A 25,154-nucleotide genomic window follows, 5' to 3' on the forward strand; every position below is an offset into this window, starting at 1 on the left:
AATGAGGCCAAATGATAAGGACTCACATTTAGCTTCTCAATCGAACCCGCTTATGGAGGAGTTACCGGATGTTGCACAAGCAGAAAATGAGGGTGAATTTACCGCCGCAATCGCGAGCAGGCTCGCTCCCACAAGGATTTGTGGTGAGCACAAAATCCTGGACGCTGGAGATCACCTGTGGAAGCGAGCCTGCTCGCGATGAGGCCGGCCGCCACAGCACAAACCTCAGGCCTTGGCGAGCGCCGGCAAATCCCCGGTCAGCCCCAGCGCTTCACGCACGAACAAGGCTTTGGCTTCCGGCATTTTCTCAACCATTTTCAACCCGGTATTGCGCAACCAGCGCACCGGCAACGGATCGGCCTGGAACAAGCGCTCGAAACCTTCCATCGCCGCCATCAATGCCAGGTTGTGAGGCATGCGCCGACGCTCGTAACGGCTGAGGACTTTCACATCCGCCAGGCGTTCGCCACGGTTTGCCGCCTGCAGCAACACTTCGGCCAGAACGGCGGCATCAAGGAATCCGAGATTCACCCCCTGCCCGGCCAACGGGTGAATGGTGTGGGCCGCGTCGCCGATCAACGCCAGGCCTTCAGCCACATAACGCTTGGCATGCCGTTGACGCAGGGGTACGCACAGCCGCGGATCGGCGCTCAGTACTTCACCGAGCCGACCTTCAAAGGCCCGCTCCAGCGCCTTGCAGAAGCCTTGCTCATCCATTGCCATCAGACGTTCGGCTTCGCCGGGCGTGGTCGACCAGACGATTGAACACCAATCCTGCTGGCCGTCGCGCTCAAGGGGCAGAAACGCCAACGGGCCGGTGTCGGTGAAGCGCTGCCAGGCCGTCATTTGATGCGGTTTGGCGCAACGCACGCTGGTGACGATGGCATGGTGCAGATAATCCCATTCACGGGTCGCGACCCCGGTCAGGCGCCGCACCGCCGAGTTGGCGCCATCCGCCGCGATCACCAGCGGTGCGCGCAAGGTACGGCCATCGGCCAGGGTCAGCAGCCAGTCATCGCCGGAGCGACGCATCTGTTCCAGCCGTGCATTGGCCAGCAACCCCAGGTCGCAGTCGTGCAGGCGGTCAAGCAAGGCATCCTGGACCACGCGGTTCTCGACGATATGCCCCAACACCTCGGCATGCACGCTGGCCGCCGAGAAGTGGATTTGCCCGGTGCCGCTGCCATCCCAGACCTGCATGTCGGTGTAGGGGCTGCTTCGGCGCCCGGCGATGCCATCCCAGACACCAAGGCGTTCGAGAATCCGCTGGCTGGCGGCCGACAAGGCGCTCACCCGCGGTTCAAACGCAGCTTGAGTGTCGAAGGGTTTGACACTCATGGGGCTGCCGTCCAGCAGCAGGACTTCCAGCCCGCTGTCCTGCAACGCCAGCGCCAGGGCGCTGCCGACCATTCCGGCCCCGACAATCAGCAGATCTGCGCGCATTTCCATGCTTTAAGCCTGTCTCTCTTGCGGCTTGAGCCGCACGTAAAAGGTTTTCCCGACCCGCGCCACCAGGTGGCCGGCGCTGTCATGAATGTCGACCTGCAATTGCGGCAGGTATTTTTATCAGTCGTGCCTTGCCAAAACGGCGGATCAGCCAGTCACGCATCCGGACGGGTACCCAGCCCCATCGCCTGTCGGGCAAACCAGCGTTTGGCCGGTGGCAGCAGATCGAGGCCGAGCAAGCCGATGTTGCGCCCCAGGGAAACCAATGGCTGGGTGCTGCCGAACAGGCGCGTGACCTGATCAGAGAAGCCCACGGTGAGGTTCTGATCAAGACGCTGGCGTTCGCGATAGGCTTGCAACGTGGCGAAGTCGCCCAATGGTTTTTCGCTGGCGAGCAAGGCGTCGGCCAGGGCCTGGGCATCGCGCAAGGACAGGTTGAACCCCTGGCCGGCAATCGGATGCAGGCTGTGCGCCGCGTTGCCGAGCACCGCCAGATGCGGACGCACCTGTTCTTCGGCCTCGACCAGCGTCAGCGGATACAGGTGCCGTGCACCGACCTGTTTCAATGTGCCAAGGCGATAACCGAACACACCCTGCAACTCGCTGAGGAAGCTGCGCTCATCAAGGGCCGCCAAGCGTTGCGCGTCCATGCCCAGGCGGGTCCAGACCAGTGCGCAGCGGTTTTCCGGCAGCGGCAGCAATGCCATCGGGCCTTCGTCGGTGAAACGCTCGAAGGCCATGCCGTTGTGGGCTTCACTCGGGGTGATGTTGGCGATCAGCGCGCTCTGGTTATACGGACGCTTGCGGATGCCGATCCCCAATTGCTCGCGCAGGCCGGAGCGGCCACCATCGGCGAGCACCGCGAGATCGCATTCCAGGGTGGTTTCATCGTTGAGGGTCAGGCGATAGCCATCGGTCAGCGGCTCCATGCGGGTGACCTCCGCCGGGCAACGCCAACTGATCACATCCTTGTCCAGGCCTTGCCACAGGCATTGGCCGAGCCAGGCGTTTTCAACGACATAACCCAGCGCTGGAACGCCCTCTTCCATCGCCGACAACCGGGCAGTGGAGAAACGCCCGCGATCGGACACGTGAATCTGCTTGATCGGCTCGGCGCGGCGGGTGACTTCCTGCCAGATGCCCAACCGTTGATAGATTTGCCGCGAACCGAAGGACAACGCCGAAGAACGGGCGTCGTAACTCGGTTGCCAGGTGTCGCCAGGAGCGAAGGGCTCGATCAGCACGATCTTCCAGCCTCGGGCCTTGGCGCCGGCCTGCAGCGCAAGGGCCAGGCTTGCACCGACCAGCCCGCCACCGATGATTGCCAGGTTGACTCGACTCATGCCGCTTGTGTCCGTGCTTGCGCCATCAGGGCCTCGATGTCGGCGACGGTTTTCGGCACGCCGCCCGTCAATATTTCACAACCGGTCTTGGTGACCACTACGTCGTCCTCGATGCGCACGCCGATGCCGCGCCATTTCTTCGCCACATTCTGGTTGTCCGGGGCGATATAGATCCCCGGCTCCACGGTCAGCGCCATGCCGACCTCCAGCACGCGCCACTCGCCGCCGACCTTGTATTCGCCGACATCATGCACATCCATGCCCAGCCAATGGCCGGCGCGGTGCATGTAGAACGCCTTGTAGGCTTCACTGGCGATCAGTTCGTCGACGTCGCCCTGCAGCAGTCCCAGCTTGACCAGCCCGGCCGTGATGACCCTGACCGTGGCCTCGTGCGCCTGGTTCCAGTGTTTGTTCGGGGCGATTTCGGCAAAGGCGGCCTCCTGGGAGGCCAGCACCAATTCGTAAATCGCTTTCTGTTCCGTTGAATACTTGCCGCTGACAGGAAAGGTCCGGGTGATGTCGCTGGCGTAACAGTCGATCTCGCAACCGGCATCGATCAGCACCAGGTCACCGTCCTTGAGCAGCGCGTCATTCTGCTGGTAATGCAGGATGCAGCTGTTACGCCCCACCGCGACGATCGAGCCGTAGGCCGGCATCTTCGCCCCGCCCTTGCGGAATTCGTAATCGAGCTCGGCTTCCAGGCTGAATTCGTGCAACCCGGCGCGACAGGCCTGCATTGCCCGCACGTGCGCCTGGGCGGAAATCCGCGCTGCCTCACGCATCACTTTCACTTCCGCCGCCGATTTATACAGGCGCATGTCGTGCAGCAGATGATCCAGGGCAACGAATTCGTTCGGCGGCTGGGCACCGAGGTTGGCCTTGGAACGGATCACGTTGATCCACTCCATCAGGTGACGGTCGAATTCGGGGTTGCTGCCCATGGCCGAGTACACCCGGTCACGGCCTTCGATCAGGCCCGGCAGGATGTCGTCGATATCCGTGATCGGAAAGGCGTCGTCGGCGCCGAAATCGCGAATCGCGCCTTCCTGACCGGCGCGCAGGCCATCCCACAGCTCGCGTTCGGCGTTGCGCTCACGGCAGAACAGGATGTATTCGCCATGCACGCGCCCCGGCATCAGCACCAGTACCGCCTGGGGCTCGGGAAAACCGCTGAGGTACTGGAAGTCGCTGTCCTGGCGGTAAACGTGCTCGACATCGCGGTTGCGAATGGCCACCGCGGCGGCGGGCAGGATGGCGATGCTGTTGGGTTCCATCTGCGCCATCAGGGCCTTGCGGCGACGGCTGTATTCCGATTTCGGGATGTGGATCATGGGCAGATGGCGTTCCCTGGCAAGCGATTAGTGCAGCGACGGTTTGGTGGCTGGCACGTCTTTTTTGGTCTCGGAGAACAGCAGCAACGGCGCGACGCGCAGGTACTCCATGACTTCCATATAGTCGGTTTCGCCGTCTTCGGACTCTTCCAGGGCATCTTGCACCTGGGAAATGGCCGCCAGGTCCTGCAGCACTTCCGTGGCCTCGGTGCTCAGCATGCTGCTGTCACGGCAGTTCAGGCCGAAACCGCTGAGGAAACCCTGACACCATTGGCCCAGTGCAGCGGCACGCTCGGTGAGCGGAGCCTCGTCGGTCGGCAGCAGCAGTACGACGGTCACGTCATCGCCGGTGAGCTCACCCTTGACCATTGCCTGCAGGCCGATCAGGGCGTTGCGAACATTATCCTGCGGCTCGCTTTCGAGCAGTTCGGCGGCGTCGATCAGCCAGCCTTCGGCATCGAAGCCGGCGCCGGCGCAGCTGCGACCGAGCAGCAGGCCGTGCAGTTCGGCAGGCGAGACGTTATGACCGCTGGAGGTCAGCAGGGCGGCGAAGGCTTGGTACGGGGAATTCTGAATGGTCATGGGCAGCTAGGCGCCAGACGGCGCTATGTCTAGAATGAAGGCCTTGTATCCTACATCGACTACCCCTGTAGGAGCGAGCTTGCTCGCGATGGTCGCCAACGATAACACTGGGTACCTGATACCCCGCGGCGCTCTCAGGTTCATCGCGAGCAAGCTCGCTCCTACAGTCCGACCCCCATCAGACAGTGAAGACAATGGAAGACACCGACCTGCAAGCGCTGATGGCCAGACTCGAACTGCTGATTACCCGAGTCGAGCAACTTAAGAGTCAAAACGGACTCTTACTAGCTCAGGAAAAGACCTGGCGCGAGGAACGCGCACACCTCATTGAAAAAAACGAAATCGCCCGGCGTAAGGTCGAATCGATGATTTCGCGCCTCAAGGCCCTGGAGCAAGACTCATGAGTTCAAGCAATAGCGTCACCGTGCAGATCCTCGACAAAGAATATTCGATCATCTGCCCTCAGGAAGAGCGCAGCAACCTGATCAGCGCCGCCCGTTACCTGGACGGCAAGATGCGCGAGATCCGCAGCAGCGGCAAAGTCATCGGCGCCGACCGTATCGCCGTGATGGCTGCCCTGAACATCACACACGATCTGTTGCACAAGGAAGATCGCCCGGATGTACAGGTCAGCGGATCGACCCGTGAACAGGTGCGCGACCTGCTCGATCGCGTCGATCTGGCGCTCGCCACCGATCCGGACGTCACCAAAGGCTGATTCGCGCGACGGCTTGAGGTATACTCGAATCACTCCCTGGGGTGCTTGCCAGTTGGCGATGTCCCTGAGCCGATTTGCTATACCCTGGAGGTTGCACGTTGGGCTGGTGTGCATGTCCGCTAGACGGAAAGCCTTAAAGCCTACTGCATCTTCCACCTTGAACTTTCGGGTTCAAGGGCTAAGTCGACAGCGACACATTCGGGGAGCCTGATTTCAGTCCGATGCCGGTTTAAATACCGGCATCGGCGTTTTTACGGGTACGCTTTGCGTATCCGTCCTGCCGAAGCCAGAAACCATGACCGAACCTGCGCTGCTTCCCCGCCCGCAACTTCGACGCATGCTGCGCAATGCCCGCCGCGCACTGACACCGAGTCAACAGCGCCAGGCCGCTCGCGGGCTGTACAAGCAATTGGCCCAGCAACCGCTGTTTCGCCGCGCCAGACACATCTCGCTCTATCTTCCGACCGACGGTGAAATTGATCCGCGCCTGCTACTGCGTGCCGCACAGCGCCGGGGCAAGGCCACCTACCTGCCAGTGCTGAGTGCCTGGCCGCGAACCAAAATGGTGTTCCAGCGCATCCGGCCCGGAGAGAAACTCAAACCCAACCGCTTCCGCATCCTCGAGCCACGGGCCAACCTCGCCCGGCAGCGCAGGATCTGGGCGCTGGACCTGGTGTTGTTGCCATTGGTGGGTTTTGACGATGTCGGCGGACGCCTGGGGATGGGGGGCGGCTTCTACGATCGGAGCCTGGCCTACCTGGCGCGCCGACAAGACTGGCGCAAACCTACGCTGCTGGGGCTGGCCCATGAATGTCAGAAGGTCGGGCGATTGGCTCAGGCGAGCTGGGATGTGCCGTTGCAAGGAACGGTGACCGACAAGGCCTGGTATTACGCAGGCCAGGCACCACTTTGATCAGTGGTGCCGCGGCAACAGGATCAGCGCTTGAAGGCTGTCGACTGTTGCTGCAATTGGGCGAGTTCGACCGGTGCATCGGTCTTGTTGGCCCACAGGCTTTGGGCATAGCCAGTGGTCACGACGCCAAGGCCGAACAAAATGACCAGAATCCATAGTAAATCCGGTTTGCGTTTCATCGATTGCCCCCCAAAGGCATATCAACACGATGACAGCAGCGGTTTCCGTTTGCAGGCCGTGCAGCAGCGTCAAGCTTGAAAGGCCGGCATTTTGCGACAACGTGAACCGCTGCGCAAACGCTGACGCCAACCGACTGTCGGTTTGTCATAAAATCGCCGACAAGCTGCTCAATCACCCCGCAAGGAGCAAAAGACATGGCCTATTGGCTGATGAAATCCGAACCCGACGAACTCTCGATCAAAGGGCTGGAAAAGCTCGGTAAAGCGCGCTGGGACGGGGTTCGCAACTATCAGGCACGCAACTTCCTGCGGGCCATGGCGGTGGGAGACGAGTTCTTTTTCTATCATTCCAGCTGCCCCGAGCCGGGCATCGCGGGAATCGGCAGGATTGTCGAAGCCGCCTATCCGGACCCGACGGCACTGGAGCCACAGAGCCATTATTTCGACCCGAAGGCCACCTCGGAGAAAAACGCCTGGAGCGCGATTGATGTCGCGCATGTCGAGACGTTTGCCCGAGTGCTGAAGCTGGATTATCTGAAGCAGCAGACGACGCTGGCCGAGTTGCCACTGGTGCAGAAAGGTTCGCGGCTATCGGTGATGCCGGTAACGCCAGAGCAGTGGGCGGCGGTGATTGCACTCAAACCCTGAGATTTTCGGCGTCGATCAGAATGCATTCGCGGGCAAGCCCGCTCCCACAGGGTTTTGCGGCGAACACCGGGTTGTGTTTCAACACAAAACCACTGTAGGAGCGAGCCTGCTCGCGATGAGGCCCGCAAGAGCAGAGAAAGCCTTACTGGATGATCAGATTGTTGAACAACAGATCCTCAACCACCGGCTTGCCGGTTTCATCATTCATCACCTGCTGGGCCTGCTTCAGGGCTTCCTGACGCAGCTTCTCCTTGGCCTCGACGTTGTTCATCGTCTCGGTGGTCTGCTGGGCGAACAGCGCGACCAATTGATTGCGAATCAAAGGTTCATTGGCCTTCACCGCCTTGGCAGCTTCGTCACCGGTCACCCGCAACGCCACATCGGCCTTGTAGACCTTCAGTTTCGGCGTACCGTCCAGCCCGTAGTTACCCACGAACGGCGGGCTCAGAGTGATGTAGCTGACCTTCGGAGCTGCATCTTCTTTGGCTTCTTCGGCCACCGCTGCCACAGGCAGAGACAGGGCCAGCAACAACATGATCCACGCTTTCACAATTCGCTCCTTATCCGGTTTGCGGCCTAGCATAACGACCCGTCGCACAAGCACAAGCTTATGGCTGGCTATCAGGGCCGGGCATGCTCGTTGACCCGTCGACCCACACACCTACACTTATCGGCCATCACTCCCAAAGGAATAGCCCTGATGAAAGCCGTGCTGTGCAAAGCCTTCGGCCCTGCCGAATCGCTGGTGCTGGAAGACGTCGCCAGTCCTGTCGCGAAGAAGAATGAAATCCTGCTGGACGTGCACGCCGCCGGGGTCAATTTTCCCGACACGTTGATCATCGAGGGCAAATACCAGTTCAAGCCGCCCTTCCCGTTCTCTCCAGGTGGCGAAGCGTCAGGCGTGATCAGCGCCGTGGGTGAAAAGGTCAGCCACTTGAAAGTCGGTGACCGGGTCATGGCCCTGACTGGCTGGGGCAGCTTTGCCGAGCAGGTCGCCGTACCGGGCTACAACGTATTGCCGATCCCGCCGTCCATGGACTTCAACACCGCCGCCGCCTTCAGCATGACCTACGGCACCTCGATGCACGCCCTCAAGCAGCGCGGCAACCTGCAACCGGGCGAAACCCTGTTGGTGCTGGGCGCCTCCGGCGGTGTCGGCCTGGCCGCGGTGGAAATCGGCAAAGCCATGGGCGCCCGGGTGATTGCCGCGGCCAGCAGTGCGGAAAAACTCGCCGTAGCCAAGGCCGCCGGCGCCGACGAATTGATCAACTACAGCGAAACCAGCCTCAAGGATGAAATCAAGCGCCTGACCGATGGCCAGGGCGTCGACGTGATCTACGACCCGGTGGGCGGCGACCTGTTCGACCAGGCCATCCGCGCCATCGCCTGGAACGGCCGCCTGCTGGTAGTCGGCTTCGCCAGCGGGCGCATACCCGAACTGCCGGTGAACCTCGCGCTGCTCAAGGGCGCCGCAGTACTCGGGGTGTTCTGGGGCTCCTTCGCCCAGCGCCAGCCACAGGACAACGCAGCGAACTTCCAGCAACTGTTCGGCTGGCTTGCCGAAGGCAAGTTGAAGCCGCTGGTGTCGCAGGTCTATCCGCTGGGCAATGCGGCGCAAGCGATCAATGATCTTGGCCAGCGTAAAGCGGTCGGGAAAGTGGTGGTGCAGGTTCGCTGAATCTCTATCTGCAAAAAAGCGCGGCCACGCTGCCGCGCTTTTTCGTCAAAACAGAGTCGCTATCTCTGCCGGAAGAAGCCGCACGTATCGGCTCGCGGGATAGGTATTACAGCGCCTGACTATCAAAGGGATGCTTTTATTGAGCCTCGCAATCAGCGCCAGACGCTTGTGCTCCGGCAATTGCGTCGGCGAAAGGGAGTGCGTCAGGTAACTGCGGGTCCAACGGAATACCGGCAGGTCTACCCACGCCGTGTCAGCGATGTTCAGTGCTGCCCGTCCGATGTCACCACATTTCAGCCGTTCCAGCGTCTTGTTGATGTGGATGGGCTGCTCCCGGTCCAGCCTGTAATCCATTGGTGCGATGACGATGACTTGCGCGGGCTGATCGCCAGTGATCTTCCACGGCTTGAACCGCCATTGGCTGACTGCGGCCAATGAAGCCTCACCGAGTCCGGGATGCGCATCTTCGGCAATCACAGCCTTGCTGACAGAACCATCGGCCTGCACGGTCAGGCTGACACGCACCATGCCGATAACACCGGCGCGGTAAAGCTCCACCGGATACACCGGCCCGGGATTATTCTCGGGTATCAGGAACACCTCCCCAGCCCTGACATCCGCAGAGACCAGCAACAAAACCCCACACAACCACCACCGCATATCCCTCTCCCTTCATCGGCAATGCCAGACCTGGCAACAGCACAAAGGTTACGGGGCTCAGTCGTCCGGCATAACGCCATGGCTTCCGCATTGAACGAAGGACCTTTCGCAAAAAACCACCTTATTTTCGGCACAGCAAAGCCATCAATACGGAAACGGGTAACGCTTCCTACAACGCCCCTCACTTACATCTGAGCGACATGTTCATAAAGGAACGCGCGATATCCAACATTTGCACTTTTTTGCCAATGAGAAGCGGTGCTATTTTCGGTAACGAAACTGTAATATTCGCATCCGCAGTCAAAACAAGAAATCTGGAGCTCTTGAATGTTTGCTTTCTTTCGTCCTGCCGCACATCAGGCTCCATTGCCTGAAGAAAAAATAGACAGCACCTACCGACGCCTGCGCTGGCAGATCTTCGCCGGTATCTTCTTTGGCTACGCCGGTTACTACCTGCTGCGCAAGAACTTCTCCCTGGCCATGCCGTACCTGATCGACGAGGGCTACTCCCGTGGTCAGTTGGGCCTGGCGATGTCCGCCATCGCGATTGCCTACGGCCTGTCGAAGTTTCTGATGGGCCTGGTGTCCGACCGCTCCAACCCGCGCTTCTTCCTGCCGTTCGGCCTGCTGGTTTCGGCCGGGGTGATGTTCATTTTCGGATTCGCACCTTGGGCGACGTCCAGCGTGACCATGATGTTCATTCTGCTGTTCATCAACGGCTGGGCGCAGGGCATGGGTTGGCCTCCGAGCGGCCGGACCATGGTGCACTGGTGGTCGCAGAAGGAACGAGGCGGCGTGGTGTCTGTGTGGAACGTGGCGCACAACGTCGGCGGCGGCCTGATCGGCCCGCTGTTCCTGATCGGCATGGGCCTGTTCAATGACTGGCACGCCGCATTCTACGTGCCGGCAGCAGTGGCGCTGGCGGTAGCGGTGTTTGCCTTTATGACCATGCGCGACACCCCGCAATCGGTTGGCCTGCCGCCGATCGAGCAGTACAAGAACGACTACCCGCAAGGCTACGACGCCAGCCACGAAGAAGAATTCAGCGCCAAGGAAATCTTCGTCAAATATGTGCTGCGCAACAAAATGCTCTGGTACATCGCCTTGGCCAACGTGTTTGTCTATCTGCTGCGCTACGGCGTGCTGGACTGGGCGCCGACCTACCTCAAGGAAGCCAAGGGTTTCACCGTAGACAAAACTTCGTGGGCGTATTTCTTCTACGAGTGGGCAGGTATCCCGGGCACGCTGCTGTGCGGCTGGATGTCGGACAAGATCTTCCGTGGCAACCGCGGCCTGACCGGCATGGTGTTCATGGCGCTGGTGACTGTCGCAACGCTGGTTTACTGGCTCAACCCGGCCGGCAATCCGATGGTCGACATGATCGCGCTGCTTTCCATTGGCTTCCTGATCTACGGCCCGGTCATGCTGATCGGCCTGCAGGCGCTGGAACTGGCACCGAAGAAAGCTGCGGGTACGGCGGCGGGCTTTACCGGTCTGTTCGGTTACCTGGGCGGCTCGGTAGCGGCCAGTGCAGCCATGGGCTACACCGTGGACCACTTCGGTTGGGACGGCGGCTTCGTGCTGCTGGTCGGCGCCTGCCTGCTGGCGATGGCCTTCCTGGCTCCGACGCTAGGGCACAAACAAACCGCCAGTCAGGGCCGCGAAGCGCTCGCATGATCGGCCTTTGATTTACAGCGCTTGAGCCGCGCCTCCAGATTCCGGTCTGGCATGGCGTGGCTGCGCAGGGCGTGGGCGGTTTGCTCGACATAATCGCGGGTGGTGCCGTAGCGCCCGCAAGCGTTCTCGAACACATGGCTCAGCACGTGATCCGGCAGGTTGCCGGCATAGCTGGGCAGATGTCGCTCCAGCACAAAGCCCAAGGCCTGTACCTGGCTGCCATCTTCGAGACGGCAGTTAAGCCAGTGCGGGCGGTAGGAAGGAAATGGCATTTCGCGCTGCCAAAGTGCGTACAGCGACGCTTCGAGTTGCTCTTCGGGCAAGCGATAGGCGAAACCGCTGCACGAACCACCGCGATCCAGGCCAAACACCAGGCCAGGCATTTCCGGCGTGCCGCGATGTTCGTGGGACCACAGGTACAACCCGCGATGGTAGCCATGCACTCGGCCGCGAACCCGCTCAACCGCGGTGCATTCCGGCCGCCAGATCAGCGACCCATAGGCAAACAGCCACACCGGCCCACCCTTGTGGCGGGCCATGGTCGATTGCATCGAGCTAAGCAATTGTTCGTGAGTGAGCTGCGGCCCCAGATCGAGCCGCGGAGGATAAGCCAGATTCAAAAAAGCCGATTCGATGGCGCTCATGGCGAATAGCGTTCAGCTCCCCGCGAGTAAACAGTTACTAAATAGAACGCACCGCCGAAACAATAAGGCACATATGTTTTCAAGTAATTTAAGTGCCTTGGTGCAGATCTTAATCAATCACTTGAACGAGATATAACCTACCGACATTTATACATTTTTATAAATACCGATGGGCTATATGGAGAGTTATAAACCTATAACCCTGCAGGAGCGAGCCTGCTCGCGATGGACTCAGGAACACTGCGGGCAGCCTGACTTCCCGCGTAATCGTTAACGTCCATCGCGAGCAAGCTCGCTCCTACAAGTATGGGGGGGCAGCTTCAGGATCTTGGTGCGTAGGCAAATACGTCGGCGCGCATCTGGTGAGCATCCATCCCAGCCTCGACCAGCGCATCCAGGGTGCCGTAGACCATCGCCGGTGAGCCACTGGCATACACATGCAAGGCCTTGAGATCGGGAAAGTCTTCACAGACCGCTTCATGCAACATGCCGCAGCGCCCCTTCCAGCCGCATTGATCGCTGACGACCTTGTGCAGGAACAGGTTGGACAATTTCAGCCATTCGTCCCAATGCTCGACTTGATAAAAGTCTTCCGGACGACGCACGCCCCAATACAGGTGCACCGGATGCTTGAAACCCGAGGCCCGGCAATGTTCGATCAGGCCGTGGATCTGGCCCATACCGGTGCCGGCGGCGATCAGCACGAGCGGACCGTCCGGCAACTCTGCCAGATGGGTATCGCCGAACGGCAATTCGACCCGCACCATGCTGTTGCGCTGAAGCTGTTCGATCAGGCTCAGCGCACTGGATTCACGCGCCAGTACATGGATTTCCAGGTCACGCCCCGCATGCGGTGCCGAGGCGAGGGAGAAAGCCGACTTTTCGCCGTTCTCGCGCTCGATCATCAGGTACTGACCGGCGTGGTAGCGCGGCGGTTTGCCGGCTGGTGCCCGCAGACGCACGCGCCAGGTGTCGCCGCCCACGTCCCTGCACTCAATGACCTGACACGACAAGCTGCGCACCGGCAATTCTCCCAGCGCGAGCACGCCATCCCACAGCACGATGCAGTCTTCGAGCGGCTCCGCTATGCAAGTGTAGAACTCGCCATGGTCGCGCACATCGCCGGCCTGCTCGACCCGCCCTTCCACCAGCAGCGCCGCGCAGACGTGGCAATTGCCGTTGCGGCAACTTTGCGGGCATTCGTAGCCCAATCGTCGCGCGCCATCGAGAATCCGCTCGCCGGGCAATATCTCAAGCACTGCTCCGGAGGGCTGCAAGGTTACACGCATCAATCTATTCCTAACTGATTCCAGATGGCATCGATCCGCTGGGTCACGGCATCGTCCTTGACGATGACCCGGCCCCACTCGCGGGTGGTTTCGCCCGGCCATTTATGCGTGGCATCGAGGCCCATTTTCGAACCCAGGCCCGACACCGGCGAAGCGAAGTCCAGGTAGTCGATCGGTGTGTTCTCGATCATCACCGTGTCGCGCTTGGGGTCCATGCGCGTGGTGATGGCCCAGATCACGTCGTTCCAGTCCCGGGCGTTGATATCGTCGTCGGTGACGATAACGAACTTGGTGTACATGAACTGTCGCAAAAACGACCAGACACCGAGCATTACCCGCTTGGCATGGCCGGGATACGACTTTTTCATGGTCACGACGGCCATGCGGTACGAACAACCTTCGGGCGGCAGGTAGAAATCGGTGATTTCCGGGAACTGCTTCTGCAGGATCGGCACGAACACTTCGTTCAACGCCACGCCGAGAATCGCCGGCTCATCCGGTGGACGACCGGTGTAGGTGCTGTGGTAGATCGGTTTGATCCGGTGGGTGATGCGCTCGACGGTGAACACCGGGAAGCTGTCGACTTCGTTGTAGTAACCGGTGTGGTCGCCGTACGGGCCTTCGTCGGCCATCTCGCCCGGATGGATCACGCCTTCGAGGATGATTTCGGCGGTGGCCGGTACTTGCAAGTCGTTGCCACGGCACTTCACCAGCTCAGTGCGGTTACCGCGCAACAGGCCGGCGAAGGCGTACTCGGAGAGGCTGTCGGGCACCGGGGTCACGGCACCGAGGATGGTCGCCGGGTCGGCGCCCAACGCAACCGATACCGGAAACGGTTGGCCGGGATGCTTCTCGCACCATTCGCGAAAATCCAGCGCGCCGCCACGGTGGCTCAGCCAGCGCATGATGACCTTGTTGCGGCCGATCACTTGCTGACGATAAATGCCGAGGTTCTGGCGATCCTTGTTCGGGCCTTTGGTGACGGTCAGGCCCCAGGTGATCAGCGGACCGACATCGCCCGGCCAACAGGTCTGCACCGGCAACATGGCCAGGTCGACGTCGTCGCCTTCGATGACCACTTCCTGGCACACCGCGTCCTTGACGACTTTCGGCGCCATCGAAATGATCTTGCGGAAGATCGGCAGCTTGGACCAGGCATCCTTCAGGCCTTTCGGCGGCTCTGGCTCCTTGAGGAATGCCAGCAGCTTGCCGATCTCGCGCAGTTCGCTGACCGCTTCGGCGCCCATGCCCAGCGCGACACGCTCGGGGGTGCCGAACAGGTTGCCGAGCACGGGAATGTCATAACCGGTAGGGTTTTCGAAAAGCAGGGCCGGGCCCTTGGCGCGCAAGGTGCGGTCGCAGACCTCGGTCATTTCGAGCACCGGGGAAACCGGAACCTGGATGCGCTTGAGTTCACCGCGCTTTTCCAGCCCGCTGATAAAGTCGCGCAAGTCGCGATACTGCATGCGTGAGCCTCGTGTTGGCCGTGGCGTTCGGGGGCAGGCAGTTTAGCGCCGAAGCCCTCTATTCAGAACCACGAACTGGCATTTGATCAAAAATCAGATAGCAAAAAGCCGGGTTTCCCCGGCTTTTTGTGCCTGTTCGACTTACTTGCGTTTCATCGACAGGAAGAACTCATCGTTAGTCTTGGTCGTTTTCAGCTTGTCGACCAGGAACTCGATGGCAGCGACTTCATCCATCGGGTGCAGCAGCTTGCGCAGGATCCACATGCGCTGCAGCTCGTCGTCGGCGGTCAGCAACTCTTCGCGGCGGGTACCGGAACGGTTGATGTTGATGGCCGGGAAGACGCGCTTTTCAGCGATACGGCGATCCAGCGGCAGCTCCATGTTGCCGGTGCCTTTGAACTCTTCGTAGATCACTTCGTCCATCTTCGAGCCGGTTTCAACCAGCGCGGTAGCGATGATGGTCAGCGAGCCGCCTTCTTCGATGTTCCGTGCAGCACCGAAGAAACGCTTCGGCTTCTCCAGGGCGTGGGCATCGACACCACCGGTCAGTACCTTGCCGGAGCTCGGGATCACGGTGTTGTAGGCACGGGCCAGACGGGTGATGGAGTCGAGCAGGATCACCACGTCTTTCTTGTGCTCGACCAGGCGCTTGGCCTTCTCGATCACCATTTCGGCAACCTGCACGTGGCGGGTTGGCGGCTCGTCGAACGTCGAGGCAACCACTTCGCCGCGCACGGTGCGCTGCATTTCGGTTACTTCTTCCGGACGTTCGTCGATCAGCAGCACGATCAGGTGAACTTCAGGGTTGTTACGCGCGATGTTCGCCGCGATGTTCTGCAGCATGATCGTCTTGCCGGCTTTCGGCGGAGCAACGATCAGACCGCGCTGGCCTTTACCGATCGGGGCGCACAGGTCGATGACACGACCCGTCAGGTCTTCGGTGGAACCGTTACCGGCTTCCATCTTCATGCGCACGGTCGGGAACAGCGGGGTCAGGTTCTCGAAGAGAATCTTGTTTTTCGCGTTTTCCGGACGATCGAAGTTGATCGTGTCGACCTTGAGCAGCGCGAAATAACGCTCGCCTTCCTTTGGAGGGCGGATCTTGCCAACGATGGTGTCACCGGTGCGCAAGTTGAAACGACGGATCTGGCTCGGCGAGACGTAGATATCGTCTGGACCTGCGAGATAGGAAGCGTCAGCGGAGCGCAGGAAGCCGAAGCCGTCCTGGAGAATCTCCAGCACGCCATCACCGGAGATTTCCTCACCGCTTTTCGCGTGCTTCTTGAGCAGGGAGAAAATCACGTCCTGCTTGCGCGAACGGGCCATATTTTCTATGCCCATCTGTTCGGCCAATTCGAGCAGTTCGGTAATCGGCTTTTGCTTGAGTTCAGTCAGATTCATATAGGAATGACGTAATCATTTATGGAGGGGGGAAATTAAGCTTTTGGCTTAATGAGGCCGCGCCGCTGAGAAGGCGACAGGATCGCGTACTTATTCGAAAAGGAGTGCGTCGGCGACGGCTAGCAGGGGGCAATGGAGAAACCAATGCGGGGCCGAATGTACCACCTGAGTATCAGGAGCGTCTAGCCCTGAATACGCAAAAAGCCCCGCTATTTGCGGGGCTTTTTTCAGGACACTTGCAGCGACGCTTAGATGTTGGCGTCGAGGAAAGCAGCCAGTTGCGACTTCGACAGTGCGCCGACCTTGGTCGCTTCAACGTTGCCGTTCTTGAACAGCATCAGGGTCGGGATACCGCGCACGCCATGCTTGGCCGGGGTTTCCTGGTTTTCGTCGATGTTCAGCTTGGCAACGGTCAGCTTGCCTTTGTAGGTCTCGGCAATCTCGTCCAAGACAGGAGCGATCATTTTGCAAGGGCCGCACCACTCAGCCCAGTAATCGACCAGTACAGCGCCTTCAGCCTTGAGTACGTCGGCCTCGAAGCTAGCGTCGCTAACGTGTTTGATAAGATCGCTGCTCATGGAATTCTCCAGGGTTGTAAGCAAAAAAACGTGGCCCATCATAGCCGCCCTTCCCTCGTTCAGGAAGGTGCAGTTGATTGAGTCTCGCTATGGCATTCCATGAGTTTGGGTATAGCTCAAGTCAAAGTACGCCGTGCCCCATCGCCGCAAAGGTTGTGTTGGATCAACCCTTTCAGCACTGCGCGTTGGCGCCAGCCTGTGATCGTGGCACGATGTCGAGGTTATCGACCGAGACCCCAGACCATGCCGCAATCCCAAGCCAAGAATCTGTCCCTGATCGCCGCAATCGACCTGGGCTCCAACAGTTTTCACATGGTCGTGGCCAAGGCCCAGAACGGTGAAATCCGCATTCTCGAGCGTCTCGGGGAGAAGGTTCAGCTGGCCGCCGGTATCGACGAAGAGCGCCATCTCAGCGAAGAATCGATGCAACGCGGGCTCGACTGCCTCAAGCGCTTCGCCCAACTGATCAGCGGTATGCCCACCGGTGCCGTTCGCATCGTCGGTACCAACGCCTTGCGTGAAGCGCGCAACCGCGCCGAATTCATCCGTCGCGCCGAAGAAATTCTCGGCCACCCGGTGGAAGTCATTTCCGGCCGTGAAGAAGCGCGCCTGATCTATCTCGGCGTGTCCCACACCCTCGCCGACACTCCGGGCAAGCGCCTGGTGGCCGACATCGGTGGCGGCAGTACCGAATTCATCATTGGTCAGCGCTTCGAACCGCTGCTGCGCGAAAGCCTGCAGATGGGTTGCGTCAGCTACACCCAACGCTATTTCAAGGACGGCAAGATCACCCCGGCCCGCTACGCCCAGGCGTACACCGCGGCGCGGCTGGAGATCATGAGCATCGAGCACGCCCTGCACCGCCTGACCTGGGATGAAGCCATCGGCTCCTCGGGCACCATCCGCGCCATTGGCCTGGCGCTGAAGGCTGGCGGCCATGGCACCGGCGAGGTCAACGCCGAAGGTCTGGCCTGGCTCAAGCGCAAACTGATCAAGCTGGGCGACGTCGAGAAAATCGATTTCGAAGGCATCAAACCGGATCGCCGGGCGATTTTCCCGGCTGGCCTTGCGATCCTCGAAGCGATCTTCGACTCCCTCGAACTGCAACGCATGGATCACTGCGAAGGCGCCCTGCGCGAAGGCGTGCTCTATGACCTGCTGGGCCGCCATCATCACGAAGACGTGCGCGAACGCACCCTCACTTCGCTGATGGAGCGTTACCACGTCGATCAGGAACAGGCGGCACGAGTCGAGCGCAAGGCGTTGCATGCGTTCGACCAGGTGGCCGCGGACTGGGACCTGGAAGATGGAGTCTGGCGCGAACTGCTCGGCTGGGCGGCCAAGGTCCATGAAGTGGGCCTGGACATCGCTCACTACCAGTACCACAAGCACGGGGCCTACCTGATCGAGCACTCGGACCTCGCCGGGTTCTCCCGCGAAGACCAGTTAATGCTCGCGCTGCTGGTACGCGGCCACCGACGCAACATTCCCAAGGACAAGTTCGCCGAGTTCGGCGACGACGGCATCAAACTGATTCGCCTGTGCACGCTGCTGCGCTTTGCGATTCTGTTCCACCACATCCGTGGCACCCAGCAAATGCCCCAGGTGGAACTGAACGCCCAGGACAACCACCTGGAAGTGGTTTTCCCGGAAAACTGGCTGGATGAAAACCAGCTGACCCAGGCCGACTTTGCCATTGAGGCGGAATGGCTGACTCGCGTAGATATCGTGCTGAACGCTCGCTGAAATTGAAAAAGGCCTTCTGCAGAAGGCCTTTTTTGTGCGTGCGATTTATGTGGGAGCGAGCCTGCTCGCGAAGGCGGTGTATCAGTCAACATCCATATTGAATGTGCTGTCCCCTTCGCGAGCAGGCTCGTTCCCACAGGTTTCTGGCGTTACCGAACCGCCAGGATCGGGCTGCCCAAACGCTCCAGCAATGTCGCCTGGGCGCTGCGCGGGTTCTGGTTGCCGGTCGGCGTGTTACGGATGTAACGACCGTCCGACTGCAGGCTCCAGCTGTGGGTGTTATCGGTGAGATACAGCTCCAGCTCTTTCTTGACCCGCATGATCAGCTTCTTGCCTTCCACCGGGAAGCAGGTCTCGACGCGCTTGTCGAGGTTGCGCTCCATCCAGTCGGCACTGGAGAGGAACATCTGTTCTTCGCCGCCATTGAGGAAATAGAAGACCCGTGTGTGCTCCAGGAAGCGACCGATGATCGAGCGCACGTGGATGTTGTGGGAAACCCCGGCGATGCCCGGCCGCAGGCAGCACATGCCACGCACCACCAGATCGATGCGCACGCCCGACTGGCTGGCCTTGTACAACGCACGGATGATCTTCGGATCGGTCAGCGAGTTGAACTTGGCGATGATGTGCGCCGGTTTACCCTCGAGGGCGAACTGGGTTTCGCGGGCAATCATGTCGAGCATGCCCTTTTTCAGGGTGAACGGCGCATGCAGCAATTTCTTCATGCGCAGCGTCTTGCCCATGCCGATCAACTGGCTGAACAGTTTGCCGACGTCTTCGCACAAGGCATCGTCGGAGGTCAGCAGACTGTAGTCGGTGTACAGGCGGGCGTTGCCGGCGTGGTAGTTACCTGTACCCAGGTGCGCGTAACGCACGATTTCACCCGCCTCGCGACGCAGGATCAGCATCATCTTGGCGTGGGTCTTGAAGCCGACCACACCATAGATCACCACCGCACCGGCCGCTTGCAGACGGCTGGCCAGTTGCAGGTTGGACTCTTCGTCGAACCGCGCCCGCAGTTCGATCACCGCGGTGACTTCCTTGCCGTTACGCGCCGCATCCACCAGCGCATCGACGATTTCCGAGTTGGCGCCGGACCGGTACAGGGTCTGGCGCACCGCCAGCACGTGTGGGTCCTTGGCAGCCTGGCGCAGCAGGTCGACCACCGGGGTGAACGACTCGAACGGGTGCAGCAGCAGGATGTCCTGCTTGCTGATCACGCTGAAAATGTTTTCGCTGTTCTGCAGCAGTTTCGGGATCTGCGGGGTGAACGGCAGGTATTGCAGCTCGCGCTGGCTGTCCAGGCCGGTGATGCTGAACAGCCGCGTCAGGTTCACCGGACCGTTGACCTGATACAACTCGGTCTCGCCCAGGTTGAACTGCTTGAGCAGATAGTCGGACAGGTGTTTCGGGCACGTGTCAGCCACTTCCAGTCGCACCGCATCGCCATAGCGCCGAGAGAACAGTTCGCCGCGCAAGGCGCGAGCCAGGTCCTCGACGTCTTCGGAGTCCAGCGCCAGGTCGGCGTTACGGGTCAGGCGGAACTGGTAGCAGCCCTTGACCTTCATGCCCTGGAACAGGTCATCGGCGTGAGCGTGAATCATCGACGACAGGAATACATAGTTGTCGCCAGGGCCACCGACTTCTTCCGGCACCTTGATGATGCGCGGCAGCAGGCGTGGCGCCGGGATGATCGCCAGACCGGAATCGCGGCCAAAGGCGTCGATGCCTTCGAGTTCGACGATGAAGTTCAGGCTCTTGTTCACCAGCAACGGGAACGGGTGCGTCGGGTCGAGACCGATCGGGGTGATGATCGGCGCAATCTCGTCGCGGAAATAGCGGCGGACCCAGGTTTTGAGCTTGGTCGTCCAGTAGCGGCGACGGATGAAGCGGACCTGATGTTTTTCCAGCTCCGGCAACAGAATGTCATTGAGGATCGCGTACTGGCGATCAACGTGACCGTGGACCAGTTCGCTGATGCGGGCCAGGGCCTGATGCGGTTGCAGACCATCGGCGCCGGCCTGTTCACGGGCGAAGGTGATCTGCTTCTTGAGGCCGGCGACACGAATTTCGAAGAACTCGTCCAGGTTGCTAGAGAAGATCAACAGAAACTTCAGCCGCTCCAGCAATGGGTAGGACTCGTCCAGCGCCTGTTCCAGCACGCGGATGTTGAACTGCAGTTGCGAGAGCTCGCGGTGGATATACAGGCTACTGTCATCCAGACCGGGAATGGCCACCGCTGGCGCGGTCGCAGCGGTTTCGACGACCGCCGCGGGCGGAGCTGGCTCCAGCTCCGGCGGGGTCTCGTCGACTTGCTCCACCACAGGTTGAGCGTCTTTTACGGCAACTTCAGTGAGTACTTCGGTATTCATCGAATGTTCCTGGGAGGGCTATTTTTGCTCTCGTAACAATTGAGCGGCACGAACGGCAAAGTACGTCAGGATGCCATCAGCCCCTGCACGTTTGAAAGCGGTCAGCGACTCGAGGATAACCCCTTCGCTCAACCAGCCATTCTGGATCGCCGCCATGTGCATGGCGTATTCGCCGCTGACTTGATAAACAAACGTCGGCACTTTGAACTCTTCTTTTACCCGGCACAGGATGTCCAGGTACGGCATGCCTGGCTTGACCATGACCATGTCTGCACCTTCTGACAAGTCCGCCGCCACTTCGTGCAGCGCTTCGTTGCTGTTGGCCGGGTCCATCTGATAGGAGGCCTTGTTGGCCTTGCCCAGGTTCAGCGCCGAACCGACCGCATCGCGGAACGGGCCGTAATAGGCGCTGGCGTACTTCGCCGAGTAGGCCATGATCCGTACATTGACGTGACCGGCCACTTCGAGGGCTTCGCGGATCGCCTGGATACGACCGTCCATCATGTCCGAGGGTGCCACGACCTGAGCGCCGGCTTCGGCGTGGGACAGGGCTTGCCTGACCAGTGCGTCGACGGTGATGTCGTTCTGCACGTAGCCTTCTTCATCAAGAATGCCGTCCTGGCCGTGGGTGGTGAACGGGTCCAGGGCGACGTCGGTGATCACGCCCAGCTCCGGGAATCGCGTACGCAGCGCACGGGTTGCGCGTTGGGCGATGCCTTGCGGGTTCCACGCTTCGGCGGCGTCAAGGGACTTGAGCTCCGCCGGCGTCACCGGGAACAACGCCAACGCTGGAATCCCCAGCTCGACCCACTTGGCTGCCTCTTCCAGCAACAGGTCGATGGTCAGGCGTTCGACACCCGGCATCGAAACCACCGCTTCGCGACGGTTTTCACCGTCCAGTACGAACACCGGCAGGATCAGGTCGTCGACGGTCAGGACGTTTTCACGGACCAGACGACGCGAGAAGTCGTCACGACGGTTGCGGCGCAGGCGGGTTGCGGGGAACAAACGATTGGCGGGGGTAAAGCTCACGGCAGACTCCTGAGCCCGCGCAGACGGGCGAGCGTGACAGTTATAAGCGGCCATTATGACGAACACATGACAGTTATGTGCAACCTGTGACACGTAGCCGCATTCCATTGTCGTTGTAGGAAATGTTCACGTCGAGACACATTTGGACACTTTCCTGAATGTGTCCGAAGGGTTAGGCTGCGCGTTCATTTCGCCAGCACCCAGACAATGCTCCAACAATTTCTGCATGACTTCGGCTACTTTGCCCTTTTTCTAGGCACGTTCTTCGAAGGCGAAACCATCCTGGTACTCGCGGGCTTCCTCGCGTTCCGTGGATACATGGACATCAACCTGGTGGTGGTCGTGGCCTTCTTCGGCAGCTACGCCGGCGACCAACTGTGGTATTTCCTGGGGCGCAAGCACGGCCGCAAACTGCTGGCGCGCAAGCCGCGCTGGCAGATGATGGGTGACCGGGCACTGGAACACATTCGCAAGCACCCGGACATCTGGGTATTGAGCTTCCGCTTCGTCTACGGGTTGCGTACGGTCATGCCGGTGGCCATCGGCCTGTCGGGGTATCCGCCGGGCCGCTACCTGCTGCTCAACGGCATTGGCGCCGCGATCTGGGCCGCAGCCCTGGCGGCGGCGGCATATCATTTCGGCGCAGTGCTCGAAGGCATGCTTGGCAGTGTAAAGAAATACGAGCTCTGGGTGCTCGGCGCCCTGCTGGTCCTGGGCTTCGTACTGTGGCTGCGTCGGCGCTTCAAGAATGCCCGCCTTGCGCGGCAGGTTTACGCCGACGAACAAGCGCTGAAAGCCGAAAGAATCAAAACCGAAGACCCTACGACGCCAGCCGAGTGATGCGATTTCTGCAACAGTAGAGACCGATGCCGCTCAACAGGCTGTAACTGAGCAGGCCGGCCCAGCCCACCGCGCTGGTCGGCCACAGCCCCACCATCGGGGCCAGCCACACCAAAGGCAGATTGGACGCCAGCCGGCCCAGCTCCAGCTGCAACGCCCACGGGCGATTCTCCAGGGCCACGCCCAGCACAAACAGACCGAACGTCACCACTCCCCAGCCCAACACCAGGGCGGCGACTGGCAGCTTCGGTTCAAGGTTCATCAAGTAGCTGCCCAGCGCGATGTACACGCAGAACTGCAACAGGATGTAGAGCTGCTGACGCCCGTCCAGCGGCACCTCGAATTTGCGGAACCGGGCCAGGTCCGGCTTGTTCATCGGGTATTTGGCCGCCACGTCAGCCGGGCGCCAGCCGGTGCGCATGAACCAGATCCGCAGCTTGTCCCAGGTGCTTTCGGCACGCCGTGCATCTGCCCACAATTGTGCGTAGAACTGCACGTTCGCCCACACGGGATTCCAGCTCGCCAGCGGCGTGGTCACGCCGAAGATCACCGGTTCGTTGTCGTCTTCTTCCTGGAACGAACCGAACAGACGATCCCAGATAATGAACACGCCGCCGTAGTTGCGATCCATGTAGAGCGCGTTCTGTGCATGGTGAGCCCGATGATTGGATGGCGTGACGAAAAACCATTCGAACCAGCCAAGCTTGGGAATATGTCGGGTGTGCACCCAGAACTGGTACAGCAGGTTCAGCGCGGCGACGCTCACAAACACCAACAGCGGTACGCCAAACATCGCCAGCGGCAGATAGAAGATCCAGCTCAGCAGGAATCCGGTGCTGGTCTGGCGCAATGCCGTGGACAGGTTGTAGTCCTCGCTCTGGTGATGCACCGAGTGCGCAGCCCAGAGAATGTTGCGCTCGTGGCCCATGCGGTGCAGCCAGTAGTAGCACAAGTCATAGAAGACAAAGGCGAACACCCAGGTCCAGACGCTGTCGGCCGACAACTCGAACAGTGCCAGATGCTTGAGGGCAAACGCGTAGGTCACCAACCCCACGCCTTTGGTCAGCAGCCCCGTGGTGGTCGACAGCACGCCGGTGCTGATGCTGTTGATCGCATCCGCCACTCGATAATTGCGCACCCCGCGCCAATGGTCGGCCAGCAGCTCGATGGCGATCAGGACAAAGAAAAACGGCACCGCATACAGAATGAAGTCCATGACGCGCCCTGATCGGAATACTGAGGACAGATGCTATGTGTTGCCGTGGTTTAACCCTATGGCAACGCGTGCCAAATTAGTGGACATTTAACGCCATGAATCTGGAGAAAAGCCCATGAGCAAAAAAGTTGCAGTGATCCTTTCCGGTTGTGGCGTGTACGACGGCGCCGAGCTCCACGAGAGCGTCATCACTTTGCTGCGCCTGGATCAGCGCGGGGCGCTGGTGCAGTGTTTCGCACCGAACATCGCGCAGTTGCATGTAATCAATCACCTGACCGGCGAAGAAATGCCCGAGTCGCGCAACGTGCTGGTGGAGTCGGCGCGGATTGCCCGGGGCAACATCAAGGATATCCGTGACGCGAACGTCGATGACTTCGATGCGCTGATCGTGCCCGGCGGCTTCGGCTCGGCCAAGAACCTCTCCAACTTCGCCATTCAAGGCGCCGGCTGCACCGTTCAGCCGGATGTCCTGGCACTGACCGAAGCTTTTGCCGAGGCCGGCAAGCCGGTGGGGTTGATGTGCATTTCCCCGGCCCTGGCGGCCAAGATCTACGGTCCCGGCGTGACCTGCACCATTGGCAACGACACCGACACCGCTGCCGCGATGAACAAGATGGGCGCGACCCATACCGATTGCGCGGTCAGTGATATTGTCGAGGACAAGGCACGCAAACTGGTGAGCACCCCGGCCTACATGCTGGCGCAATCGATCAGTGAAGCGGCATCGGGGATCAACAAGCTGGTAGACCGGGTACTGGAACTGACCCACGAAAACGACGCCTGACACACTGTAGGAGCGAGCTTGCTCGCGAAGGACCTGAGAGCGCCGCGTTCATCCAGGCAACACTCGTCATCGTTGACGCCCATCGCGAGCAAGCTCGCTCCTACAGTTTGCGGGCCAGCCGTGTGAGTATCCGGTCCAGCGCATTGGCAAACGCCTGCTTCTCTCGGTCACCAAACGGCGCTGGCCCTCCACCCATTTGCCCCTGTTCGCGTAAATCGGTGAACAGGTTGCGCACCGCCAGCCGATCACCCATGTTCTGCGCATCGAACTCCTTCCCGCGCGGGTCCAGCGCGGCCACGCCCTTTTTCACCAGACGGTCGGCCAACGGCACATCGCTGCAAATCACCAATTCACCGGGAACTGCGTGCTCTACCAGGTAATCATCGGCCGCATCCGGGCCGCTCGGCACCACGATCAGCTTGACCAGTGCCAGACCTGGCTTGATCTGCGGCTGCCCGGCCACCAGCACCACTTCGAACTGGCGCTTGAGGGCGAACTTCACCACCAGATCCTTCGCTGCCCGAGGGCAGGCGTCGGCATCGATCCAGACACGCATGTTTTGATCCTTTCTGAAAAAGCATCGCGGGCAAGCCCGCTCCCACAGGTTATAC

The 25,154-nt window shown here is 60.3% G+C and carries 25 protein-coding genes, 1 other RNA gene and 2 pseudogenes; 11 read left to right on the forward strand and 17 right to left on the reverse strand.

Features of this window, described 5'->3' with window-relative positions:
* Positions 1-225: 225 nt before the first annotated feature.
* From ACEN8E_RS28405 to ACEN8E_RS28425, 5 genes and pseudogenes are all read right to left on the reverse strand, one after another.
* A complete protein-coding gene (locus ACEN8E_RS28405) occupies positions 226-1,443 on the reverse strand; it encodes a 2-octaprenyl-3-methyl-6-methoxy-1,4-benzoquinol hydroxylase (RefSeq protein WP_495593404.1) in 1,218 nt (405 codons plus the stop codon).
* A 9-nt stretch (positions 1,444-1,452) separates the two neighbouring features.
* Positions 1,453-1,563: pseudogene (locus ACEN8E_RS28410) on the reverse strand (tetrameric acyl-CoA thioesterase); the annotation flags it as partial.
* 38 nt (positions 1,564-1,601) lie between these two features.
* Entirely contained in the window at positions 1,602-2,789 is a 1,188-nt protein-coding gene (gene ubiH / locus ACEN8E_RS28415; protein WP_495590706.1) for a 2-octaprenyl-6-methoxyphenyl hydroxylase, read from the reverse strand.
* Entirely contained in the window at positions 2,786-4,120 is a 1,335-nt protein-coding gene (gene pepP / locus ACEN8E_RS28420; protein ID WP_495590707.1) for a Xaa-Pro aminopeptidase, read from the reverse strand. The genes ubiH and pepP overlap by 4 nt, the downstream gene beginning before the upstream one ends.
* A 27-nt stretch (positions 4,121-4,147) precedes the next feature.
* Positions 4,148-4,702 carry a YecA/YgfB family protein gene (locus tag ACEN8E_RS28425; RefSeq protein WP_495590708.1) on the reverse strand — a complete coding sequence of 185 codons (555 nt, stop codon included), beginning with the start codon at positions 4,700-4,702 and terminating at the stop codon, positions 4,148-4,150.
* Positions 4,703-4,736: 34 nt separating this feature from the next.
* Between ACEN8E_RS28425 and ACEN8E_RS28430 the strand changes: the two are divergent.
* The 5 genes and pseudogenes from ACEN8E_RS28430 to ACEN8E_RS28450 all read left to right on the forward strand — a co-directional run.
* Positions 4,737-4,871 (forward strand): annotated as a pseudogene (locus tag ACEN8E_RS28430) (outer membrane lipoprotein carrier protein LolA); the annotation flags it as partial.
* A 25-nt stretch (positions 4,872-4,896) separates the two neighbouring features.
* Complete coding sequence (locus ACEN8E_RS28435; RefSeq protein ID WP_007982902.1) at positions 4,897-5,106, forward strand: TIGR02449 family protein; 210 nt, start codon at positions 4,897-4,899, stop codon at positions 5,104-5,106.
* Positions 5,103-5,420 carry a cell division protein ZapA gene (locus tag ACEN8E_RS28440; RefSeq protein WP_008015432.1) on the forward strand — a complete coding sequence of 106 codons (318 nt, stop codon included), beginning with the start codon at positions 5,103-5,105 and terminating at the stop codon, positions 5,418-5,420. Before ACEN8E_RS28435 ends, ACEN8E_RS28440 begins: the two co-directional genes overlap by 4 nt.
* A gap of 30 nt (positions 5,421-5,450) precedes the next feature.
* Positions 5,451-5,629: non-coding RNA, 6S RNA (ssrS, locus tag ACEN8E_RS28445), on the forward strand.
* An 86-nt stretch (positions 5,630-5,715) separates the two neighbouring features.
* On the forward strand, positions 5,716-6,333 hold the full coding sequence (locus tag ACEN8E_RS28450) for a 5-formyltetrahydrofolate cyclo-ligase (protein ID WP_495590709.1): 618 nt from the start codon (positions 5,716-5,718) through the stop codon (positions 6,331-6,333).
* A gap of 23 nt (positions 6,334-6,356) precedes the next feature.
* Here the strand turns inward: ACEN8E_RS28450 and ACEN8E_RS28455 are convergent, their stop codons facing one another.
* A complete protein-coding gene (locus ACEN8E_RS28455; RefSeq protein WP_007982896.1) occupies positions 6,357-6,512 on the reverse strand; it encodes a hypothetical protein in 156 nt (51 codons plus the stop codon).
* Positions 6,513-6,707: 195 nt separating this feature from the next.
* Between ACEN8E_RS28455 and ACEN8E_RS28460 the strand changes: the two genes are divergently transcribed.
* Positions 6,708-7,160 (forward strand): EVE domain-containing protein, encoded by a 453-nt coding sequence (locus ACEN8E_RS28460; RefSeq protein WP_495590710.1) that lies wholly within the window; start codon positions 6,708-6,710, stop codon positions 7,158-7,160.
* Positions 7,161-7,302: 142 nt separating this feature from the next.
* Here ACEN8E_RS28460 and ACEN8E_RS28465 read toward each other — a convergent pair whose 3' ends face one another.
* Positions 7,303-7,710 (reverse strand): flagellar basal body-associated protein FliL, encoded by a 408-nt coding sequence (locus tag ACEN8E_RS28465; RefSeq protein ID WP_413426496.1) that lies wholly within the window; start codon positions 7,708-7,710, stop codon positions 7,303-7,305.
* A gap of 150 nt (positions 7,711-7,860) precedes the next feature.
* On the opposite strand from ACEN8E_RS28465, the gene ACEN8E_RS28470 reads away from it, so the two are divergent.
* Entirely contained in the window at positions 7,861-8,838 is a 978-nt protein-coding gene (locus ACEN8E_RS28470) for an NADPH:quinone oxidoreductase family protein (RefSeq protein ID WP_495590711.1), read from the forward strand.
* A 45-nt stretch (positions 8,839-8,883) separates the two neighbouring features.
* Here ACEN8E_RS28470 and ACEN8E_RS28475 read toward each other — a convergent pair whose 3' ends face one another.
* On the reverse strand, positions 8,884-9,498 hold the full coding sequence (locus tag ACEN8E_RS28475) for an energy transducer TonB (protein ID WP_495590712.1): 615 nt from the start codon (positions 9,496-9,498) through the stop codon (positions 8,884-8,886).
* 327 nt (positions 9,499-9,825) lie between these two features.
* On the opposite strand from ACEN8E_RS28475, the gene glpT reads away from it, so the two are divergent.
* The gene (gene glpT, locus ACEN8E_RS28480) at positions 9,826-11,175 is read left to right on the forward strand and encodes a glycerol-3-phosphate transporter (RefSeq protein WP_495590713.1); all 1,350 of its coding nucleotides are present in this window, start codon (positions 9,826-9,828) and stop codon (positions 11,173-11,175) included.
* On the opposite strand, the gene ACEN8E_RS28485 is transcribed toward glpT, so the two are convergent.
* The 5 genes from ACEN8E_RS28485 to trxA form a co-directional block, all read right to left on the reverse strand.
* Positions 11,151-11,819 carry a gamma-glutamylcyclotransferase gene (locus ACEN8E_RS28485; RefSeq protein ID WP_057398738.1) on the reverse strand — a complete coding sequence of 223 codons (669 nt, stop codon included), beginning with the start codon at positions 11,817-11,819 and terminating at the stop codon, positions 11,151-11,153. The genes glpT and ACEN8E_RS28485 overlap by 25 nt on opposite strands.
* 320 nt (positions 11,820-12,139) lie before the next feature.
* Complete coding sequence (locus ACEN8E_RS28490) at positions 12,140-13,108, reverse strand: CDP-6-deoxy-delta-3,4-glucoseen reductase (RefSeq protein ID WP_495590714.1); 969 nt, start codon at positions 13,106-13,108, stop codon at positions 12,140-12,142.
* Positions 13,108-14,574, reverse strand: a complete 1,467-nt coding sequence (ubiD, locus tag ACEN8E_RS28495; RefSeq protein ID WP_495590715.1) for a 4-hydroxy-3-polyprenylbenzoate decarboxylase — start codon at positions 14,572-14,574, stop codon at positions 13,108-13,110. The genes ACEN8E_RS28490 and ubiD overlap by 1 nt, the downstream gene beginning before the upstream one ends.
* A gap of 141 nt (positions 14,575-14,715) precedes the next feature.
* Positions 14,716-15,975: a transcription termination factor Rho gene (gene rho / locus ACEN8E_RS28500; RefSeq protein ID WP_003206716.1), complete on the reverse strand. Its 1,260-nt coding sequence runs from the start codon at positions 15,973-15,975 to the stop codon at positions 14,716-14,718.
* A gap of 248 nt (positions 15,976-16,223) precedes the next feature.
* A complete protein-coding gene (gene trxA, locus ACEN8E_RS28505; protein WP_003206727.1) occupies positions 16,224-16,553 on the reverse strand; it encodes a thioredoxin TrxA in 330 nt (109 codons plus the stop codon).
* 243 nt (positions 16,554-16,796) lie between these two features.
* Here trxA and ppx point away from each other — a divergent pair, with 243 nt between their 5' ends.
* The gene (ppx, locus tag ACEN8E_RS28510; protein WP_495590716.1) at positions 16,797-18,299 is read left to right on the forward strand and encodes an exopolyphosphatase; all 1,503 of its coding nucleotides are present in this window, start codon (positions 16,797-16,799) and stop codon (positions 18,297-18,299) included.
* A 149-nt stretch (positions 18,300-18,448) separates the two neighbouring features.
* On the opposite strand, the gene ppk1 is transcribed toward ppx, so the two are convergent.
* Together ppk1 and hemB are read right to left on the reverse strand one after the other, a co-directional pair.
* Positions 18,449-20,671 carry a polyphosphate kinase 1 gene (gene ppk1, locus ACEN8E_RS28515; RefSeq protein WP_495590717.1) on the reverse strand — a complete coding sequence of 741 codons (2,223 nt, stop codon included), beginning with the start codon at positions 20,669-20,671 and terminating at the stop codon, positions 18,449-18,451.
* Positions 20,672-20,689: 18 nt separating this feature from the next.
* Positions 20,690-21,703, reverse strand: coding sequence for a porphobilinogen synthase (hemB, locus tag ACEN8E_RS28520; RefSeq protein WP_495590718.1), 1,014 nt, complete (start codon positions 21,701-21,703; stop codon positions 20,690-20,692).
* Between the two features lie 207 nt (positions 21,704-21,910).
* Here hemB and ACEN8E_RS28525 point away from each other — a divergent pair, with 207 nt between their 5' ends.
* Complete coding sequence (locus ACEN8E_RS28525) at positions 21,911-22,543, forward strand: DedA family protein (RefSeq protein ID WP_495590719.1); 633 nt, start codon at positions 21,911-21,913, stop codon at positions 22,541-22,543.
* On the opposite strand, the gene ACEN8E_RS28530 is transcribed toward ACEN8E_RS28525, so the two are convergent.
* Complete coding sequence (locus ACEN8E_RS28530) at positions 22,524-23,759, reverse strand: sterol desaturase family protein (RefSeq protein ID WP_495590720.1); 1,236 nt, start codon at positions 23,757-23,759, stop codon at positions 22,524-22,526. The two genes, ACEN8E_RS28525 and ACEN8E_RS28530, sit on opposite strands and share 20 nt — an antisense overlap.
* Before the next feature lie 115 nt (positions 23,760-23,874).
* Here ACEN8E_RS28530 and elbB point away from each other — a divergent pair, with 115 nt between their 5' ends.
* The gene (gene elbB, locus ACEN8E_RS28535) at positions 23,875-24,543 is read left to right on the forward strand and encodes an isoprenoid biosynthesis glyoxalase ElbB (RefSeq protein ID WP_495590721.1); all 669 of its coding nucleotides are present in this window, start codon (positions 23,875-23,877) and stop codon (positions 24,541-24,543) included.
* Positions 24,544-24,643: 100 nt separating this feature from the next.
* On the opposite strand, the gene ACEN8E_RS28540 is transcribed toward elbB, so the two are convergent.
* Positions 24,644-25,099 (reverse strand): YaiI/YqxD family protein, encoded by a 456-nt coding sequence (locus ACEN8E_RS28540; protein ID WP_413426465.1) that lies wholly within the window; start codon positions 25,097-25,099, stop codon positions 24,644-24,646.
* Between the last annotated feature and the right edge of the window lie 55 nt (positions 25,100-25,154).

The sequence above is a fragment of the Pseudomonas sp. Pseusp9 genome (assembly GCF_059491265.1).

Coding starts and splice junctions, on each gene's coding strand:
- ACEN8E_RS28405 (WP_495593404.1), bottom strand. CDS start 1,443: ATGCGCGCAGATCTGCTGATTGTCGGGGCCGGAATGGTCGGCAGCGCC.
- ubiH (WP_495590706.1), bottom strand. CDS start 2,789: ATGAGTCGAGTCAACCTGGCAATCATCGGTGGCGGGCTGGTCGGTGCA.
- pepP (WP_495590707.1), bottom strand. CDS start 4,120: ATGATCCACATCCCGAAATCGGAATACAGCCGTCGCCGCAAGGCCCTG.
- ACEN8E_RS28425 (WP_495590708.1), bottom strand. CDS start 4,702: ATGACCATTCAGAATTCCCCGTACCAAGCCTTCGCCGCCCTGCTGACC.
- ACEN8E_RS28435 (WP_007982902.1), top strand. CDS start 4,897: ATGGAAGACACCGACCTGCAAGCGCTGATGGCCAGACTCGAACTGCTG.
- ACEN8E_RS28440 (WP_008015432.1), top strand. CDS start 5,103: ATGAGTTCAAGCAATAGCGTCACCGTGCAGATCCTCGACAAAGAATAT.
- ACEN8E_RS28450 (WP_495590709.1), top strand. CDS start 5,716: ATGACCGAACCTGCGCTGCTTCCCCGCCCGCAACTTCGACGCATGCTG.
- ACEN8E_RS28455 (WP_007982896.1), bottom strand. CDS start 6,512: ATGAAACGCAAACCGGATTTACTATGGATTCTGGTCATTTTGTTCGGC.
- ACEN8E_RS28460 (WP_495590710.1), top strand. CDS start 6,708: ATGGCCTATTGGCTGATGAAATCCGAACCCGACGAACTCTCGATCAAA.
- ACEN8E_RS28470 (WP_495590711.1), top strand. CDS start 7,861: ATGAAAGCCGTGCTGTGCAAAGCCTTCGGCCCTGCCGAATCGCTGGTG.
- ACEN8E_RS28475 (WP_495590712.1), bottom strand. CDS start 9,498: ATGCGGTGGTGGTTGTGTGGGGTTTTGTTGCTGGTCTCTGCGGATGTC.
- glpT (WP_495590713.1), top strand. CDS start 9,826: ATGTTTGCTTTCTTTCGTCCTGCCGCACATCAGGCTCCATTGCCTGAA.
- ACEN8E_RS28485 (WP_057398738.1), bottom strand. CDS start 11,819: ATGAGCGCCATCGAATCGGCTTTTTTGAATCTGGCTTATCCTCCGCGG.
- ACEN8E_RS28490 (WP_495590714.1), bottom strand. CDS start 13,108: ATGCGTGTAACCTTGCAGCCCTCCGGAGCAGTGCTTGAGATATTGCCC.
- ubiD (WP_495590715.1), bottom strand. CDS start 14,574: ATGCAGTATCGCGACTTGCGCGACTTTATCAGCGGGCTGGAAAAGCGC.
- rho (WP_003206716.1), bottom strand. CDS start 15,975: ATGAATCTGACTGAACTCAAGCAAAAGCCGATTACCGAACTGCTCGAA.
- trxA (WP_003206727.1), bottom strand. CDS start 16,553: ATGAGCAGCGATCTTATCAAACACGTTAGCGACGCTAGCTTCGAGGCC.
- ppx (WP_495590716.1), top strand. CDS start 16,797: ATGCCGCAATCCCAAGCCAAGAATCTGTCCCTGATCGCCGCAATCGAC.
- ppk1 (WP_495590717.1), bottom strand. CDS start 20,671: ATGAATACCGAAGTACTCACTGAAGTTGCCGTAAAAGACGCTCAACCT.
- ACEN8E_RS28525 (WP_495590719.1), top strand. CDS start 21,911: ATGCTCCAACAATTTCTGCATGACTTCGGCTACTTTGCCCTTTTTCTA.
- ACEN8E_RS28530 (WP_495590720.1), bottom strand. CDS start 23,759: ATGGACTTCATTCTGTATGCGGTGCCGTTTTTCTTTGTCCTGATCGCC.
- elbB (WP_495590721.1), top strand. CDS start 23,875: ATGAGCAAAAAAGTTGCAGTGATCCTTTCCGGTTGTGGCGTGTACGAC.
- ACEN8E_RS28540 (WP_413426465.1), bottom strand. CDS start 25,099: ATGCGTGTCTGGATCGATGCCGACGCCTGCCCTCGGGCAGCGAAGGAT.